This window comes from Butyricicoccus pullicaecorum (genome assembly GCF_002160355.1).
Classification (GTDB): domain Bacteria; phylum Bacillota; class Clostridia; order Oscillospirales; family Butyricicoccaceae; genus Butyricicoccus; species Butyricicoccus pullicaecorum.
Map to the genome: position 1 here is coordinate 328159 of NZ_NFKK01000001.1, position 15435 is coordinate 343593.

Here is a 15435-nt window from a genome sequence, read left to right on the forward strand (position 1 = left end):
CCATTCTATTGATTGCAGCGGTAAATTCCGGTATGATATAAGATAGACTGAATGAATTTAGGAGGAATGAGAGAGAATGGAAAAGAAACCTTACTATATCTCGACCGCCATTGCCTATACGTCTGCCAAGCCGCATATCGGCAACACCTATGAGATCGTCCTGGCCGATGCCATTGCGCGCTACAAGCGCATGACCGGTTACGACGTTTACTTCCAGACCGGTACCGATGAGCATGGCCAGAAGATTCAGGAAAAGGCCGAGGCTGCAGGCATTACGCCTCAGCAGTACGTCGACAACGTGGCAGGTCAGATCAAGGAAATCTGGGATCTGATGAACACCACCTATGATCGCTTCGTGCGTACCACCGATCCGATGCACGTCGAGAAGGTACAGAAGATCTTCAAGAAGCTGTACGATCAGGGTGATATCTATAAGGGTTCGTACAAGGGCAAGTACTGCACGCCCTGCGAGTCGTTCTGGACCGAGAGCCAGCTAGTTGACGGCAAGTGCCCGGACTGCGGCCGCCCGGTCGTCGACGCAGAGGAGGAAGCATACTTCTTCCGTATGAGCAAGTACGCTGACCGCCTGATGGAGTATATCGAGACCCATCCTGACTTTATCCAGCCCGAGTCGCGTAAGAACGAGATGGTCAACAACTTCTTAAAGCCCGGTTTGCAGGATCTGTGCGTTTCCCGTACCTCCTTCAACTGGGGCGTACCGGTTACCTTTGACGACAAGCACGTTGTTTACGTTTGGCTGGACGCACTGACCAACTATATCACCTTCTGCGGCTGGGACCCTGACGGAAACCACGACGAGCACTACAAGAAGTTCTGGCCGGCTGATGTACACCTCATCGGTAAGGACATCATCCGTTTCCATACCATTTACTGGCCGATCTTCCTGATGGCACTGGGGGAAGAGCTGCCCAAGCAGGTCTTTGGTCATCCGTGGCTGCTGGTCGGCGACGGCAAGATGTCCAAGTCCGCAGGCAACGTCATCTATGCTGATGATCTGGTCAAGTATTTCGGCGTAGACGCTGTGCGCTACTACGTTCTGCATGAGATTCCGTTTGCAAACGACGGCGTGCTGACCTATGAGATGATGATGGAGCGCATCAACTCCGATCTGGCAAACGTTCTGGGCAATCTGGTCAACCGCACCATTGCGATGGATCAGAAGTACTTTGACGGCAAGATCATGGAGCCGTGTGCGGCTGAGCCGGTCGACGAGGAACTCAAGGCAATGGCTCTGGAACTGTCGGCTAAGGTAGAAGCCAGAATGAAGGATCTGCACGTCGCAGACGCCATTGACGAGATCTTTGCGCTGCTGCGCCGCTCCAACAAGTATATCGACGAGACCATGCCCTGGGCTCTGGCCAAGGACGAGACCAAGCAGGCACGTCTGGGTACTGTTCTGTACAACCTGCTCGAGTCCATCCGCTTCGCTGCAACTATGCTGCGTCCTTACCTGCCTGAGACTGCGGACAAGATCTTTGCGCAGCTGAACGTTGAGGACAAGGGCATCGAGTCGCTGTCTGCCTTTGGCGGTATGCCGGTTGGTCAGAGCGTTGGCAAGGCTGAGATTCTGTTCGGTCGTATCGACATCGCAAAGAAACTGGCAGAGATCGTCGGCGAGGACGCTTCTGCCGACAAGAAGGCTGATAAGAAGCAGGACAAGGCTTCCAAGAAGGAAGAGAAGAAGAGCAAGAAGGTCGAAGTGCCCGAGGGCTGCATCACCATCGACGAGTTTGCAAAGGTTGAGATGACCGTCTGCAAGGTACTCGCGTGCGAGAACGTGCCCAAGAGCGAGAAGCTGCTCAAGTTCCAGCTGAACGACGGCAGCGGTGAGACCCGCCAGATTCTGTCCGGTATTGCAAAGTACTACAAGGCAGAAGACCTCGTGGGCAAGACCCTGGTTGCCTGCACCAATCTGCCGCCGCGCAAGATGATGGGTCAGGCTTCGAACGGTATGATCCTGTCGGCTGTCCGTGAGAAGGAAGACGGCACGGAAGAGCTGCATCTGGTGATGCTGGATGACGCTGTACCAGCTGGCGCAAAGCTGTGCTGATTTTGAAATGATTGTGGCAAGGGCGCGGGGGAGACTCTGCGCTCTTGTGTTATTTTTGCAGACAAAAGGAGGTCATACACTTGTACGAATATGCTTATGAGACGATTTATACCGGCGGTGGATTTTTTATGGATAACAGCAGTCAGGAACACCGGAAAATTATTGCATCTTACGCGGCGAAAGGATGGCGGTTTGTCGGATTTGTACCCAGCAAGTTTACCAGCAACGGCGGTATCAAGGAGATTGACCTCGTATTTGAGCGGGAGGTATGATGTTACAGGTATTTGATACACACGCACACTATGACGACGGTCGGTTTGACGAGGATCGCGACGCGCTGCTCGCGTCCATGCCCGAAAACGGCGTACAGCTGATTCTCAATCCCGGCTGTGACCCGGAAACCAGCCGCAAGGCGATTGCCTACGCCGAGCGCTATCCGTTCGTGTACGCGGCAGTCGGTTATCACCCGGAAAATATTGAGGGCGTATCTGACGAACAGATCGCGGGCGGTCTCAAAGAGATCGAGGAGATGGCAAAGCATCCCAAGGTCAAGGCCATCGGTGAGATCGGCCTGGATTACTACTGGTGCAAAGACCCGGGTGAGCGCCGCCGTCAGCAGGAAGTCTTCCGCGCACAGATGCGCATGGCCGGACGCTGCGATCTGCCGGTCATCATTCACGACCGTGAGGCACATCTGGACAGCCTGACCATTGTGGAGCAGTATCCCAATGTTCGGAGCGTCTTTCATTGCTATTCCGGTTCGGCAGAATTTGCCAAACAACTGCTGGCACTGGGCTGCATGATCTCATTTACCGGCGTGATTACCTTCAAAAACTCCAAGAAGGCACGCGAAGCCATCGAAGTGATTCCGATGGAGCGTCTGATGATCGAGACCGACGCGCCCTATATGGCACCCGAACCCTATCGCGGCAAGCGCAATTCGTCGCTCTATGTGCACCGGATGGCTGAGACCATCGCCGAGATCAAGGGAATTACACTCGAGGAAGCGGCACGTGTGACGCTGGAAAACGGCAAGCGATTTTTTGGCATTGACTGATTGACTTTCCCCAAGCCCTATCGGACTTGGGGAATTTTTATCGGACAATTGTAAACCTATTAAAAATTAAAGGTTTACAATGAAAGAGCGGCATGGTATGATGAAGCAGTTAGGAGGTGCATGCTGTGGCAACCAGAGAACAACTGATCGCCCTGTTTGAGAGCAATCAGGGTACTTATTTTTCCGGGGAAGATATCGCAGAGCGGCTGTCGATCTCGCGTGCAGCGGTGTGGAAGGCAGTCAACAGCTTGCGTGCTGAGGGTTATCCGATTGATGCCGTGCGCAATCGGGGATATTGCCTGTCGCAGACAACCGATGTGCTGTCTGCTCAGGGCATTGCAAAATATTTGACCGATGACTGTGCCGAAATCCAGCTGACCGTCTTGCCCGAGGTCGATTCCACCAACACAGCTGTGCGCGAGCGGGCGGCAGCCGGTGCGCCCGAGGGTGTGACCGTGGTGTCCGCCTGTCAGACACAGGGACGCGGACGCATTGGGAGGACGTTCTTTTCTCCCTCACAGACCGGCGTTTATCTCAGCCTGCTGCTGCGTCCGCCGCACTGTCAGCCACAGGAGGCGGTCAAGCTGACCACCATGGCGGCAGTCGCCGTATGCGAGGCGATTGAGGAAGTATCTAGCGAACAGGCGCAGATCAAATGGGTCAACGATATCTTTATCGGGGACAAAAAGGTGTGCGGCATCCTAACCGAGGCTGCTTTAGGACTGGAAGATGGCTGTCTGGATTATGCGGTACTCGGTGTAGGCATCAACGTCTATGCACCCAAGGACGGATTTCCGGAGGAACTGCAAAAAATTGCCGGTTCGGTGTTTGAGACCGCGCAGAACGATGGAAAAAACCGCATTGCAGCCGCATTTTTGAATCATTTCATGGCAGATTATAAAAATCGTGACGTGAGCGACTATGCCGCGCGCTATCGTGCCCGCAGTCTGGTCATCGGACGGGACATCTGGGTCATGCAGGGCGGACAGGCATACCCGGCGCATGTGCTGGACGTGGACAGAGAGTGTCGTCTGCATGTTCAGTACGCGGATGGCCGTATCGACTGCCTGACCTCGGGTGAAATCAGCATCCGCGTGCGATCGGAAGGAGTTTAACCCGTGACTGTGACAAAGACCAAAGATTTAACCCTGTGCGCACTGTTTGTCGCACTCATCGCCGCCGGTGCATTCATTAAGATTCCGGTTCCGGTGATACCGTTCACCCTGCAAACGCTGTTTACCATGCTAGCCGGACTGCTGCTCGGTGCCAAGCGCGGCTGCACGGCGGTGTGCATTTATATCATTCTGGGACTTATGGGACTGCCCATCTTCGCGAGCGGCGGCGGCCCGGGCTACATTTTCCAGCCCAGTTTTGGCTACCTCATTGGCTTTGCGGTCGGTGCATACGTGACCGGAGTTATTGCAGGCAAGAGCGATCATCCGAGTTATAAACGCCTGTTGGCTGCGAATTTTGCCGGACTTGCGATTGTGTATCTGTTCGGCATGGTCTATTACGGCCTCATCAGTAATTTTTATCTTGGCACACCGATTGGTTTGTGGCCGCTGTTTCTGTACTGCTTTTTGCTGGTCGTGCCCGGTGATATCGTCCTGTGTATCCTAGGGGCAATTCTGGCAAAGAGACTGCGGCCGTGGATTGGCATAGAAAGGGAGTAAGCGAGACATGACAGAGATAGAAAACCTGTGCGAGCGCGTGCTCAGTGGGGAAAAAATCACCCGTGAGCAGGCACTGGAACTGTATCACCAGCCGCTCGAGCCGCTGTGCGCAGCTGCCGACCGTATCCGTCGCGCATTTTGTCAGGACGCCTTTGACCTATGCACGATCATCAACGGGAAGAGCGGAAAGTGTTCGGAAAACTGCAAATTCTGCGCGCAGTCGGCGCACAATCATACGGGAGCTGCCGTGTATCCGCTGCTTTCGGCGGAGGAAATCACAGCCGAAGCCAAGAAAAATGACGCGCAGGGCGTGCTGCGTTATTCCATCGTCACGTCAGGCAAACGGCTAAGCGATGATGAAGTCGAGGCGATGTGCGAAGCAGTACGGCAGATTCGCGCGGAGACCGGCATTTCGGTCTGCGTGTCGTTCGGTCTGCTCGATCAGAAGCAGTACGAGAGACTGCGGGACGCAGGCGTGACCCGTGTGCACAACAATCTGGAAACCTCGCGTCGGAATTTTCCCAACATCTGCACTACGCACACCTATGACGACAAGATTGCGGCCATCCGTGCGGCGCAGGCTGCCGGTCTGACTGTGTGCAGCGGCGGCATCATGGGACTGGGCGAGACCGTAGAAGATCGCATTGATATGGCGCTGACCCTGCGGGAGCTAGACATTCACAGCGTGCCGATCAATGTACTCAATCCCATCTCGGGCACGCCGCTTGAGCACTGCACGCCGCTGACCGAGGACGAGGTGCGTCGCATTGTGGCGGTTTATCGCTTTCTGTTGCCCGACGCCTCCATCCGGCTAGCCGGTGGACGTGGCCTACTGCCCGACAAGGGCAGAGCATGCTTCCTGTCTGGTGCAAACGCGGCCATTTCGGGCGACATGCTGACCACAGCGGGAATTACGGTCGAGACCGACCGCCGTATGCTGCAGGAGCTTGGATACGAGGTGAAGCGCTGTCATGGCTAAGACGTTGTTTGTCATCGGAACCGGTACGGACGTCGGAAAGACCTATGTGACCGGCCTGATCGTCAAAAAATTGCGCGAACACGGCAGGAAAGCGGCTTATTTTAAGGCGGCAATGAGCGGAAACGAGCGGGATGCGCAGGGCAATCTGATACCGGGTGATGCGCTGCACGTCAAGACCATATCGGGTATCGAGCAGCCGCTCACGACCATGTGTCCTTATGTGTACGAGCATGCAGTCTCTCCGCATCTGGCTGCACAGATCGAGGGAAACCCGGTCGAGTTGTCGCGCGTCACCCAAGATTTACACAGCCTGTGCACGGCGTACGATTTTGTGACTATGGAAGGTGCGGGCGGTATTCTGTGTCCCATTCGTTTTGATCAGACCCAGCACCTGCTGCTTCCCGAACTGATTCATGCGTGCAAGATGGACTGTCTGCTGGTTGCAGATGCTGGTCTGGGTACGATCAACGCCGTGGGACTGACTGCGGCCTACCTGAAAGAACAGGGAATTGCACTGCGCGGCATCGTGTTCAACCGGTTTGAGCCGGGGAATCTCATGCACAAGGACAATAAAACTATGTGCGAACTTCTCACCGGTGTGCCGGTCGTGGCCTGCGTCCGGCAGGGAGATACCGACCTCGACCTGGACGCAGAGACGCTCGAAGCACTGTACAAGGAGGCGGACGTATGATCTGGTATCCCTATCAGCAGATGAAAACCATGCCGGCACCGTTTGAAATCGTGGATGCCGAGGGCGTGTATCTGTATACCAAAGAGCACAAAATGATCGACTCGGTATCCTCGTGGTGGAGCGTCATTCATGGCTACAAACACCCGGCGCTGAATGAAGCCATCATAGAACAGGTGGGCAAGTTCTCCCATGTCATGCTGGGCGGTTTGACACATGAGCCGGTGCGCAAACTGTCGGATAAATTGCAGTCCTTTTTGCCGGGAGATCTGGATTACTGCTTTTTTTCGGACTCGGGCAGCGTAGCCGTCGAGGTCGCGCTCAAAATGGCGCTGCAATATTACGTCAATCGCGGTGAGCAGCAGCGCACGATGATTTTGGCACTTGAGCATGCTTACCATGGAGACACCTTCAAGACCATGGAGGCAGGTGATGACGAGGACTATCACTTCGTGCTGAATGCCTACGGAAAAAGTCCGTATGTCGTGCATATCCCGACCGAGATTGCGGCACTGGAGCAGGCATTTGCGCAGTATCATGATAAGCTCAACTGTGTGCTCGTCGAACCGCTCTTGCAGGGTGCAGGCGGCATGCGAATGTATGATGTCTCGTTTTTGCAGCGTGCCCGTGCGCTGTGCGATCAGTACGGTGTGCTGCTCATCTTCGACGAGGTTGCAACCGGCTTTGGACGCACGGGCAATCGCTTTGTTGCCGATCTGGTACTGCCGGACATTCTGGTGTTGGGCAAGGCGCTGACCGGCGGCTATATCGGCCATGCGGTTACGGTCGCAAATCATAAGGTTTACGATGGGTTTTACGACGATGACCCCGCGCATGCCCTCATGCACGGCCCGACTTTTATGGGCAATGCACTGGCGTGCAGCGTGGCGCTCAAGTCTATCGAGCTGTTTGAGTCCGAGCACTATATGGACAAGATTGCACGTATTGAGGCCATTACCAGACGGGAACTAGATGGCTTTTCTGACCCGCGTATCCGTGAAATTCGCATTATGGGCGGATGTGTGTGCATTGAAGTTTATGATTCCGAGACGCTGCGCGGATATCAGCAGTTTGCCTGCGAACGGGGCGTGTTCAGCCGTCCGTTTCTGAATTATCTGTACGCTATGGTGCCCTATGTCATCTCGGAAGATCAGCTCGTCACCGTGCTGGACTGTATGAAGGCTTGGTTTTCCCGGTGAGGACGCCGGTCTGTGTGCGAAAAATATAAGGAAATAACTGTCAATCAGCCCGCGCTTATGATATACTTGTAACGTCAAGTAGCGTAAGCGCGGGTCTTTTGTACCAAAATACCGGACGTGCAAACACACTTGACCAAAACAAAAAATTCCGAAAACGCAGACAGAAATGACGTTTTTGTTTCCAATCCTGCCTGCTCCACGCTGCGTGGAGTGAATTTCAGCAGACGGTGGGTTGTCCGTGGACACCTGACACGCTATGCTGAAAGCACAAAGGAGGGATCGTTATGGAGAACCGGAAAATCGGTGCATTCATTGCAGAGAGGCGAAAGGAAAGCGGACTGACCCAACAGGCATTGGCTGATCGATTGGGACTGACCAACAAGGCAGTGTCCAAGTGGGAGACCGGTGACGGTCTGCCGGATATCACGATCTTGCCTGCACTCGCAGAAAACCTCGGTGTGACCGTCGATGAGCTGCTGGCAGGTGAGCGCAGACCCAAGACCCCGGGAATCGGGGAGCAGACCCGGAAGTATCTCGAAGACCGTGCACATCGTCGGCAGATCGTTGGACTTTTGGCTGTGGCAGTCATTGGTGTAGGCGGTGGCCTTTTGCGCACTTCGGAATGGCTGTACTGGGTGATGCTGATTGTCTCGATTGCGGGATACATCGGCGTGCATGTATATTTTCCCGGAAAAGAATCTCTGCGCCGACGCGTACTGTTTGGTGCGCTTTGGGGTGCTGGAATGAAAGGGCTGCCGTTTGTGGCGCTGTATACCTCCTGGATGCGCGGACAGATTGCGGACGGAAGCACGCCGAAAGCGGTTATCAAAGATCTTGTAATAGACTGGTATGAATGGACGGGAAGGTCGTTTGAATTGGGGGAGATTAACCAGCGCACGACACAGATCATGGACTGGATTACGACGTATTATCGACTGCTTTTGGTTGTTGCTTGGATTTTGACCGTGCTGCTCGGTATGTTGCTAGCCTTTTTGAGCTGGAAAGTACAGCACAAAAAGAATCCAAAGATTGTAAGTAAAGATTGACCTGCAATGACTGAGAATAGCAGAAAATAGTACATTTTTGACACCTTCCAGCAGATTCCACGCTGCGTGGAGTGAATTACAGCAGGCGGTGGGTTGTCGGTGGACACCCGGCACGCTATGCTGAAAGCACAAAGGAGGGAGCATTATGGAAAACCGGAAAATCGGTGCATTCATTGCAGAGAGACGAAAGGAAAGCGGACTGACTCAACAGGCATTGGCCGATCGCTTGGGACTGACCAACAAGGCAGTGTCCAAGTGGGAGACTGGTGACGGTCTGCCGGATATCACGATCTTGCCTGCACTTGCAGAAAACCTCGGTGTGACCGTGGATGAGCTGCTGGCAGGCGAGCGCAGACCCAAGACCCCGGAAATCGGGGAGCAGACCCGGAAGTATCTCGAAGAGCGAAAACGCAAACAATATAAAATTGCGGTCATGCTGTCGGAGGTCGTTTTGATCGTTGTAGTACCATATTGGTTAAGTGGTGTTTATGGATTTTGGGTCAGTACACCATATTTGCTGGCGATGGCGCTGTCTATCAGTGGGTATATCGCAGTCAATATCTGGATACCCGGACGGGAAACCCTGCGTCAGCGTAAGGTATTTTGTGCAACGTGGTTGACCACGCTTTCTGTTCTTCCAACGTACGCTCTTTATGAATTGGCCAATTATGTTTTAGAGGATTTGCGTTTGGGGGAAACGTTGGTAAAACATGCAACCGATCAGTTTGTAGAGGTTCACGCACTGACCGCGCAGTCGACTTACTGGGACTTTTACAAGTATTATGATAGCCAGATCTCGCAATGGCTCAGTGCGCATGTTTGGGTTTTATGGCTGGCTGGCATCGCAATTATGATTGGGCTTGGCCTGCTCGTTGGCCATATCACCTGGAAATTACAGCATAGGGAACGGAAGAAACATGAATCTGAATCTTGAGACCTTTAATCGAAAAGAAGTTTTGCAATACCTGCGCTGGACGGGCAGTGAGATTCCGCCCGAGGTCGACGCGCTGATCGATGACTGTATGGCAGAGACCCTGCGCGTGTCCGAGCCGCGCTTTACCTATCGGATTCTGCCGATTGACTGGGAGGCGCACACGCCTGAACTGGCCTTTGTCGGCCAGGACATTCCGAATATGCTGGCTGACAGTGATCGTGTGGTGCTGCTTGCCGCAACGCTGGGTGGTGGCTTGGAACTTGCCATTCGCAGAGCGCAGGTGCGTGACATGTCACGCGCGGTCGTGCTGGACTGCTGTGGTTCGGCGGCGATCGAGGCGGTCTGTGATGCAGCTGAGCGGGAAATCCAGAGTGCGGTTGGTGAGGGTGTTTACCTGACCGACCGTTTCAGTCCGGGTTATGGCGACCTGCCTATTTTATTGCAAGATGATTTCGTCCGGCTGGTGGACGCGCCGCGCCGCATCGGACTGACCGTGACGAGTACACATATATTGACACCACGCAAGTCGGTGACCGCGATCATTGGACTGGCGAACAAGCCGCAGACCAAGCGATTCCGCGGCTGCGCGTATTGCTCGATGTTTGAGACCTGTGCCTTTCGCAAGGCTGGAAAAACCTGTGGGAGAGAATAAAGAACATGCAAAGAACACTCTGTTATTTGGACGGTGCAATGGGCACCATGCTGCAGCAGGCCGGACTGGAAACCGGACGCGCCCCTGAGACGCTCAATCTGGAAAATCCCGACCTCATTGTCCGTACCCATCTGGCGTACCTCGAAGCAGGTGCGCAGATTATTTATGCCAACACCTTTGGCGCGAATCGAGAAAAGCTGGCGCGCGAGGGCGTGGATACGACCGAGGCCATTCGCGCAGGCGTTGCCTGCGCTCGCCGTGCAGTGGATACTTTCTGTGCAGATCACCCGGACGTAGATCGTCCTCGCGTCGCGCTCGATATCGGCCCGATTGGTCGTCTGCTCGAGCCTTACGGCACGCTGCCCTTTGAGGAAGCATACGATATTTTCCGTGAGATCATCGAAGCCGGACAGGATGCCGACCTCATCATCTTTGAGACCATGACCGACCTGTATGAGGTCAAGGCCGGTGTGCTGGCAGCCAAGGAAAACAGCGACAAGCCGGTCTTTGTCACCATGACCTTCGAGCCTAACCATCGCACCTTCACCGGCTGTTCGGTTGACGCGATGTGCGCTGTGCTGGATGGCCTGGGCGTGGATGCGCTGGGCGTGAACTGTTCGCTTGGTCCGGTAGAGCTCTATCCCATCGTGGAGGAAATGAGCCGTTTGACCGCTCTGCCTCTCATCGTCAAGGCCAATGCAGGCCTGCCCGACCCGGAAACCGGTGCGTACAGCATTACGCCCGATGATTTTGCCCGTGAGATGGCGAAATTCCCGGCGCTGGGTGTTCAGTATCTGGGTGGTTGCTGCGGTACGTCGCCCGATTGCATCCGTGAGCTGGTGCAGGCAACCCACGGACAGACCGCAGCCGAGCGGGAAGTCGTACGCCGCACGGTGGTATGTACTCCGACCGAGACCGTGGTCGTAGACGGTGTGTGTGTCATCGGTGAGCGCATCAACCCGACCGGCAAGAAGCGTTTCCAGCAGGCACTGCGCGACGGTGATATGGACTATGTTCTGGGTCAGGCGGTCGAGCAGGCCGACGCAGGCGCACACATTCTGGACGTCAACGTCGGTCTTCCGAGTGTGGATGAGCCGTCCATGATGGTTAAGGTGGTCAAGGCCATCCAGTCGGTCACCGATCTGCCGCTTCAGATCGACTCGTCCAATCAGGACGCGCTGGAAGCCGGTCTGCGCGTGGTCAACGGTAAGGCGATTGTCAACTCGGTCAACGGTGAACCCGAAGTACTCGCACGTGTACTGCCCATCGTCAAGAAGTACGGTGCGGCAGTCATCGGTCTGGCAATGGACCAGAACGGCATCCCGGCAACGGCTGAGGAGCGATTTGCCATTGCCGAACGCATTTTAAACGCAGCGCTGTCCTACGGCATTCCCAAGGAAGACGTGTTCATCGACTGCCTGACGCTCACCGTATCGGCTGAGCAGGACAAGGCGGTCGAGACCCTGAGAGCTATGCAGATGGTACGTGACCGTCTGGGTCTGCACTGCACACTGGGTGTGTCCAATATTTCGTTTGGTCTGCCAAATCGCAGCTTGATTACCACCAGTTTCCTGACGCTTGCGCTGTCGTATGGTCTGGATCTGCCCATCGTAAATCCCAATACCCCGGCGATTATGGATACCATCCGTGCATTCAATGTCCTGTATAACAGAGATAAGAACGCCGAAGCATACATTGCAGCATATTCCGGTCAGCCGGCAGCACCGGTGCAGCCGACCGCTTCCCAAGAGGAGCAGACTACGCTGCCGCGTGCGGTTGAGAAGGGACTCAAGGACGAAGCACGCCGCCTGACTGTCAATCTGCTCGCGTCGGGCAAGTCGGAACTGGATATTGTCAATGAACTGCTCATCCCGGCATTGGACGTGGTCGGCGGACGCTTTGAGCGCGGAGAAATCTTCCTGCCGCAGCTCATCAACTCGGCAGGCGCAGCACAGGAAGCCTTCGAGATCATCCGCACCGAGATGGCCAAGAAGGGAACCGGAACGGTTTCCAAGGGCAAGGTCATCGTTGCGACGGTAAAGGGAGATATTCACGATATCGGTAAGAATATCGTCAAGACCATTGTAGAAAACTACGGCTATCGCGTCATCGATCTGGGACGTGACGTACCCATCGAGACCGTGGTCGAGACCGCCATCCGCGAGGATGTGCACCTGATCGGTCTGTCGGCACTCATGACTACGACGCTGGCCAACATGGATGAGACCATCAAGGCGCTGCGTGCGAGCGGTCATCCGTGTAAGATTTGGGTCGGCGGCGCAGTGCTGACGCCGGAGTATGCGCACAAGATGGGCGCGGATTACTACGCACGCGATGCGCGCGAATCGGTGGATATTTGCAGGGAGGTACTGGGATAAAGCATGGAACTGAGAGAATATCTGAAGCATAAAACATTGCTGTTTGATGGTGCGATGGGCACTTATTTTCGGTCGGTGCATCCCGAGTATCCGGGAAAATGTGAGCTCGCCAACTGTAATGCACCGGCTAAGGTGGCAGAGGTACATAAAAACTATCTGGAGTCGGGCGCACGCGCAATCAAGACCAATACCTTTGCGGCTAATACGCACGCATTGGAATGTAAATTTGACGAGGTGCGCACGGTCATCCGACAGGGCTGGAAGATTGCAACCAAGGTTGCCGAGCCTTACCGTGCGTTCGTCTTTGCCGATATCGGACCGATCACCGACCCGAACGGCGAATATGAGCAGATTGTAGATGAGTTTCTGGCGCTGGGTGCCAAGAATTTCCTGTTTGAGACCTGGTCGGACGACGATGACCTGTACGCACTGGCGGCATACATCAAGGCAAGATGTCCGGATGCCTTTCTGATCGCTTCGTTTGCGGTCTCGCCCGATGGCTTTACCCGTCAAGGACTGTCTGCCCGTGCAGTTTTGGAGCGTGTGACGAACTGCCCGGTGATCGACGCGGCTGGCTTCAACTGCGTGTCCGGTCCCAATCATCTGCTCGCACAGGCGCGCGCCAATGCCGACTTGTTTGGCAAGGAACGTCCGGCAGCCGACCCGGCGATGCTCAGCGTGATGCCAAACGCCGGTTATCCGACCATTGTGGACGGACGCACCTTCTTTGAAAACCGTGCGGGATACTTTGCATCGCGTATGGTTGAGATCGTCGCGGCGGGCGCGAAGATTATCGGCGGCTGCTGTGGTACCACACCCGAGCATATTCGCCTGACGGCTGAAGCACTCAACGAGGAGGAGATCAAGCCCGAACCGGCAGCGGCTCAGGTTGAGGTCAAGCCGCGCAAGGTGAAAAACCGTCTGGCAGATAAGTTTGCAGCCAAGAAGCGCGTCATTGCAGTCGAGTTGGACCCGCCGGCGGATGATAATCTGGAAAAGTTTATGGCAGGTGCCAAAGCACTCAAGGAAGCAGGCGTGGACGCGGTCACGATTGCAGACTGTCCGATTGCCCGTGCCCGTGCGGATAGTTCGCTGCTGGCTGCCAAGCTGCGCCGGGAATTGGATATCGACCCCATCCCGCACATGACTTGCCGTGACCGCAACATCAATGCGACCAAGGCGCTGCTGCTCGGCTTGTCGGCTGAGGAAGTGCGCAACGTGCTGGTTGTGACGGGCGACCCCATTCCGTCTGCCGAACGCGATGAGGTCAAGGGTGTCTTTTCGTTCAATTCTGCTGTGCTTGCAGGCTATATTCGGGAACTCGGTGAACAGGGCGTGACGGCACCGTTCCGTGTATTTGGTGCGCTCAATGTCAATGCGGCTAATTTTGAGGTCGAGCTGCGCAAGGCCAAGCGCAAGGTAGAGCAAGGCGTTGCTGGCTTCCTGACCCAGCCGGTCTTCACATCCCGCGCATTTGAGAACCTGATTCATGCACATGAGGAATTGGACGCCGATATTTTGGGCGGCGTTATCCCGATTGTCAGCCATCGCAATGCACTCTATATGAACAATGAGGTCGCAGGCATTGAGATTTCGCAGGGTGTCATCAACCGCTATGAGGGATTAGATCGCGAGGCGGCTGAAGATCTCGCGGTCGACCTTTCGGTACAGCTGGCACAGCGCATGGAACCGTACACTGCGGGCTGGTATTTCATCACGCCGTTCCAGCGCGTGAGCCTGATTACGCGAATTTTACGAGAACTGAATAAATCTACAGAAACAGATCATTCCTAATTGTAAACATTGTGCAAACTGTCCAGCACATGCCTTGAATGATATCATACCATTTGGTAAAATAAAGTAAACATAATTGTACTGTGATGTTTTTAAGGATGTGCTTTCATGAATATTATGTTTTTCTTGACCCATAAGAGCGAAGTGACCTATTTATATGAGGATATGGGAATTAAGGAAGGCTTGGACAAGTTGCAGGCGAGTGGTTATCATGCGATTCCGCTGATCTCGCGAGATGGAGAATACATTGGAACGGTAACGGAAGGTGATTTTCTCTGGATGATCTGTTCGTGCGGTGAGTTGATTGGCAAGAAGAAGACTATGTCGCTGCAAATGCGTGATTTGCCGCGGCGCTGTGATAATAAGGCGGTCGATGCAAACGCGACGATCTTTGATTTGCTGTCTCGTGCAGCCAACCAGAATTTTGTGCCGGTGACCGATGACCGAAATATGTTCATTGGCATCGTGACACGAAAGAAGATCTTTGATTATTGCTACAAACACCTCAAGGAAACGCAGACATAAAGGGAGAGTCCCGGCGCAGCGCGTCGGGACTTTTTCTTACAAAAAATCGTCGAAACCTGTTGACTTTGGGAAAAGCTGGTGGTATTATATTTAAGCTGTCTGTTTGAGGACGGCATACCACGAAGAAAACCTAATAAGTTACAAAGTTTTTCGAATAAACTTCAAAAAATGAAAAAAACTTATTGACAGAAGCTCTTCGGTGTGGTATTATAAATAAGCTGACCACACGGACAGCGAAACCGGACGAAAAGTTTGGAAAAGTTCAGATTTAGCGATTCGGAGTGCGAAAAACTTCGAAAAAAGTTAAAAAAGAGCTTGACAAACAAAAGCGAGTCTGGTAAAATAAATAAGCACTTCACCGAAAGGTGAGCGCTTAAAAAACTTTAGCGGTTGGTACCTTGGTCAATTTCCTGATGAAATTGACACGCGGTACAAAAAA

The 15435-nt window shown here is 54.1% G+C and carries 14 protein-coding genes; all 14 read left to right on the forward strand.

Features of this window, described 5'->3' with window-relative positions:
- The first annotated feature begins 76 nt into the window (after positions 1 to 76).
- The 14 genes from metG (at position 77) to B5F17_RS01705 (ending at position 14996) form a co-directional block, all read left to right on the forward strand.
- Entirely contained in the window at positions 77 to 2071 is a 1995-nt protein-coding gene (gene metG / locus B5F17_RS01640; RefSeq protein ID WP_087370100.1) for a methionine--tRNA ligase, read from the forward strand.
- An 80-nt stretch (positions 2072 to 2151) separates the two neighbouring features.
- Positions 2152 to 2343: a DUF4177 domain-containing protein gene (locus B5F17_RS01645; RefSeq protein WP_087370102.1), complete on the forward strand. Its 192-nt coding sequence runs from the start codon at positions 2152 to 2154 to the stop codon at positions 2341 to 2343.
- Positions 2340 to 3128 carry a TatD family hydrolase gene (locus B5F17_RS01650; protein ID WP_087370104.1) on the forward strand — a complete coding sequence of 263 codons (789 nt, stop codon included), beginning with the start codon at positions 2340 to 2342 and terminating at the stop codon, positions 3126 to 3128. Before B5F17_RS01645 ends, B5F17_RS01650 begins: the two co-directional genes overlap by 4 nt.
- A 125-nt stretch (positions 3129 to 3253) precedes the next feature.
- The gene (locus B5F17_RS01655) at positions 3254 to 4243 is read left to right on the forward strand and encodes a biotin--[acetyl-CoA-carboxylase] ligase (protein ID WP_087370106.1); all 990 of its coding nucleotides are present in this window, start codon (positions 3254 to 3256) and stop codon (positions 4241 to 4243) included.
- A gap of 3 nt (positions 4244 to 4246) precedes the next feature.
- Positions 4247 to 4801, forward strand: a complete 555-nt coding sequence (locus B5F17_RS01660; RefSeq protein WP_087370108.1) for a biotin transporter BioY — start codon at positions 4247 to 4249, stop codon at positions 4799 to 4801.
- 7 nt (positions 4802 to 4808) lie between these two features.
- Positions 4809 to 5780 carry a biotin synthase BioB gene (gene bioB / locus B5F17_RS01665; RefSeq protein ID WP_087370110.1) on the forward strand — a complete coding sequence of 324 codons (972 nt, stop codon included), beginning with the start codon at positions 4809 to 4811 and terminating at the stop codon, positions 5778 to 5780.
- A complete protein-coding gene (gene bioD, locus B5F17_RS01670; protein WP_087370112.1) occupies positions 5773 to 6471 on the forward strand; it encodes a dethiobiotin synthase in 699 nt (232 codons plus the stop codon). Before bioB ends, bioD begins: the two co-directional genes overlap by 8 nt.
- A complete protein-coding gene (gene bioA, locus B5F17_RS01675; RefSeq protein WP_087370114.1) occupies positions 6468 to 7667 on the forward strand; it encodes an adenosylmethionine--8-amino-7-oxononanoate transaminase in 1200 nt (399 codons plus the stop codon). The genes bioD and bioA overlap by 4 nt, the downstream gene beginning before the upstream one ends.
- Positions 7668 to 7951: 284 nt before the next feature.
- Positions 7952 to 8713 carry a type II toxin-antitoxin system RelB family anti-toxin gene (locus B5F17_RS01680; RefSeq protein WP_087370116.1) on the forward strand — a complete coding sequence of 254 codons (762 nt, stop codon included), beginning with the start codon at positions 7952 to 7954 and terminating at the stop codon, positions 8711 to 8713.
- Between the two features lie 145 nt (positions 8714 to 8858).
- The gene (locus B5F17_RS01685) at positions 8859 to 9647 is read left to right on the forward strand and encodes a type II toxin-antitoxin system RelB family anti-toxin (protein ID WP_087370118.1); all 789 of its coding nucleotides are present in this window, start codon (positions 8859 to 8861) and stop codon (positions 9645 to 9647) included.
- Positions 9631 to 10299, forward strand: a complete 669-nt coding sequence (locus B5F17_RS01690; protein WP_087370120.1) for a hypothetical protein — start codon at positions 9631 to 9633, stop codon at positions 10297 to 10299. The genes B5F17_RS01685 and B5F17_RS01690 overlap by 17 nt, the downstream gene beginning before the upstream one ends.
- Before the next feature lie 5 nt (positions 10300 to 10304).
- Positions 10305 to 12677: a homocysteine S-methyltransferase family protein gene (locus B5F17_RS01695; RefSeq protein WP_087370122.1), complete on the forward strand. Its 2373-nt coding sequence runs from the start codon at positions 10305 to 10307 to the stop codon at positions 12675 to 12677.
- 3 nt (positions 12678 to 12680) lie between these two features.
- Entirely contained in the window at positions 12681 to 14471 is a 1791-nt protein-coding gene (locus tag B5F17_RS01700; protein ID WP_087370124.1) for a bifunctional homocysteine S-methyltransferase/methylenetetrahydrofolate reductase, read from the forward strand.
- A gap of 108 nt (positions 14472 to 14579) precedes the next feature.
- A complete protein-coding gene (locus tag B5F17_RS01705; protein ID WP_016147986.1) occupies positions 14580 to 14996 on the forward strand; it encodes a CBS domain-containing protein in 417 nt (138 codons plus the stop codon).
- Positions 14997 to 15435: the final 439 nt, after the last annotated feature.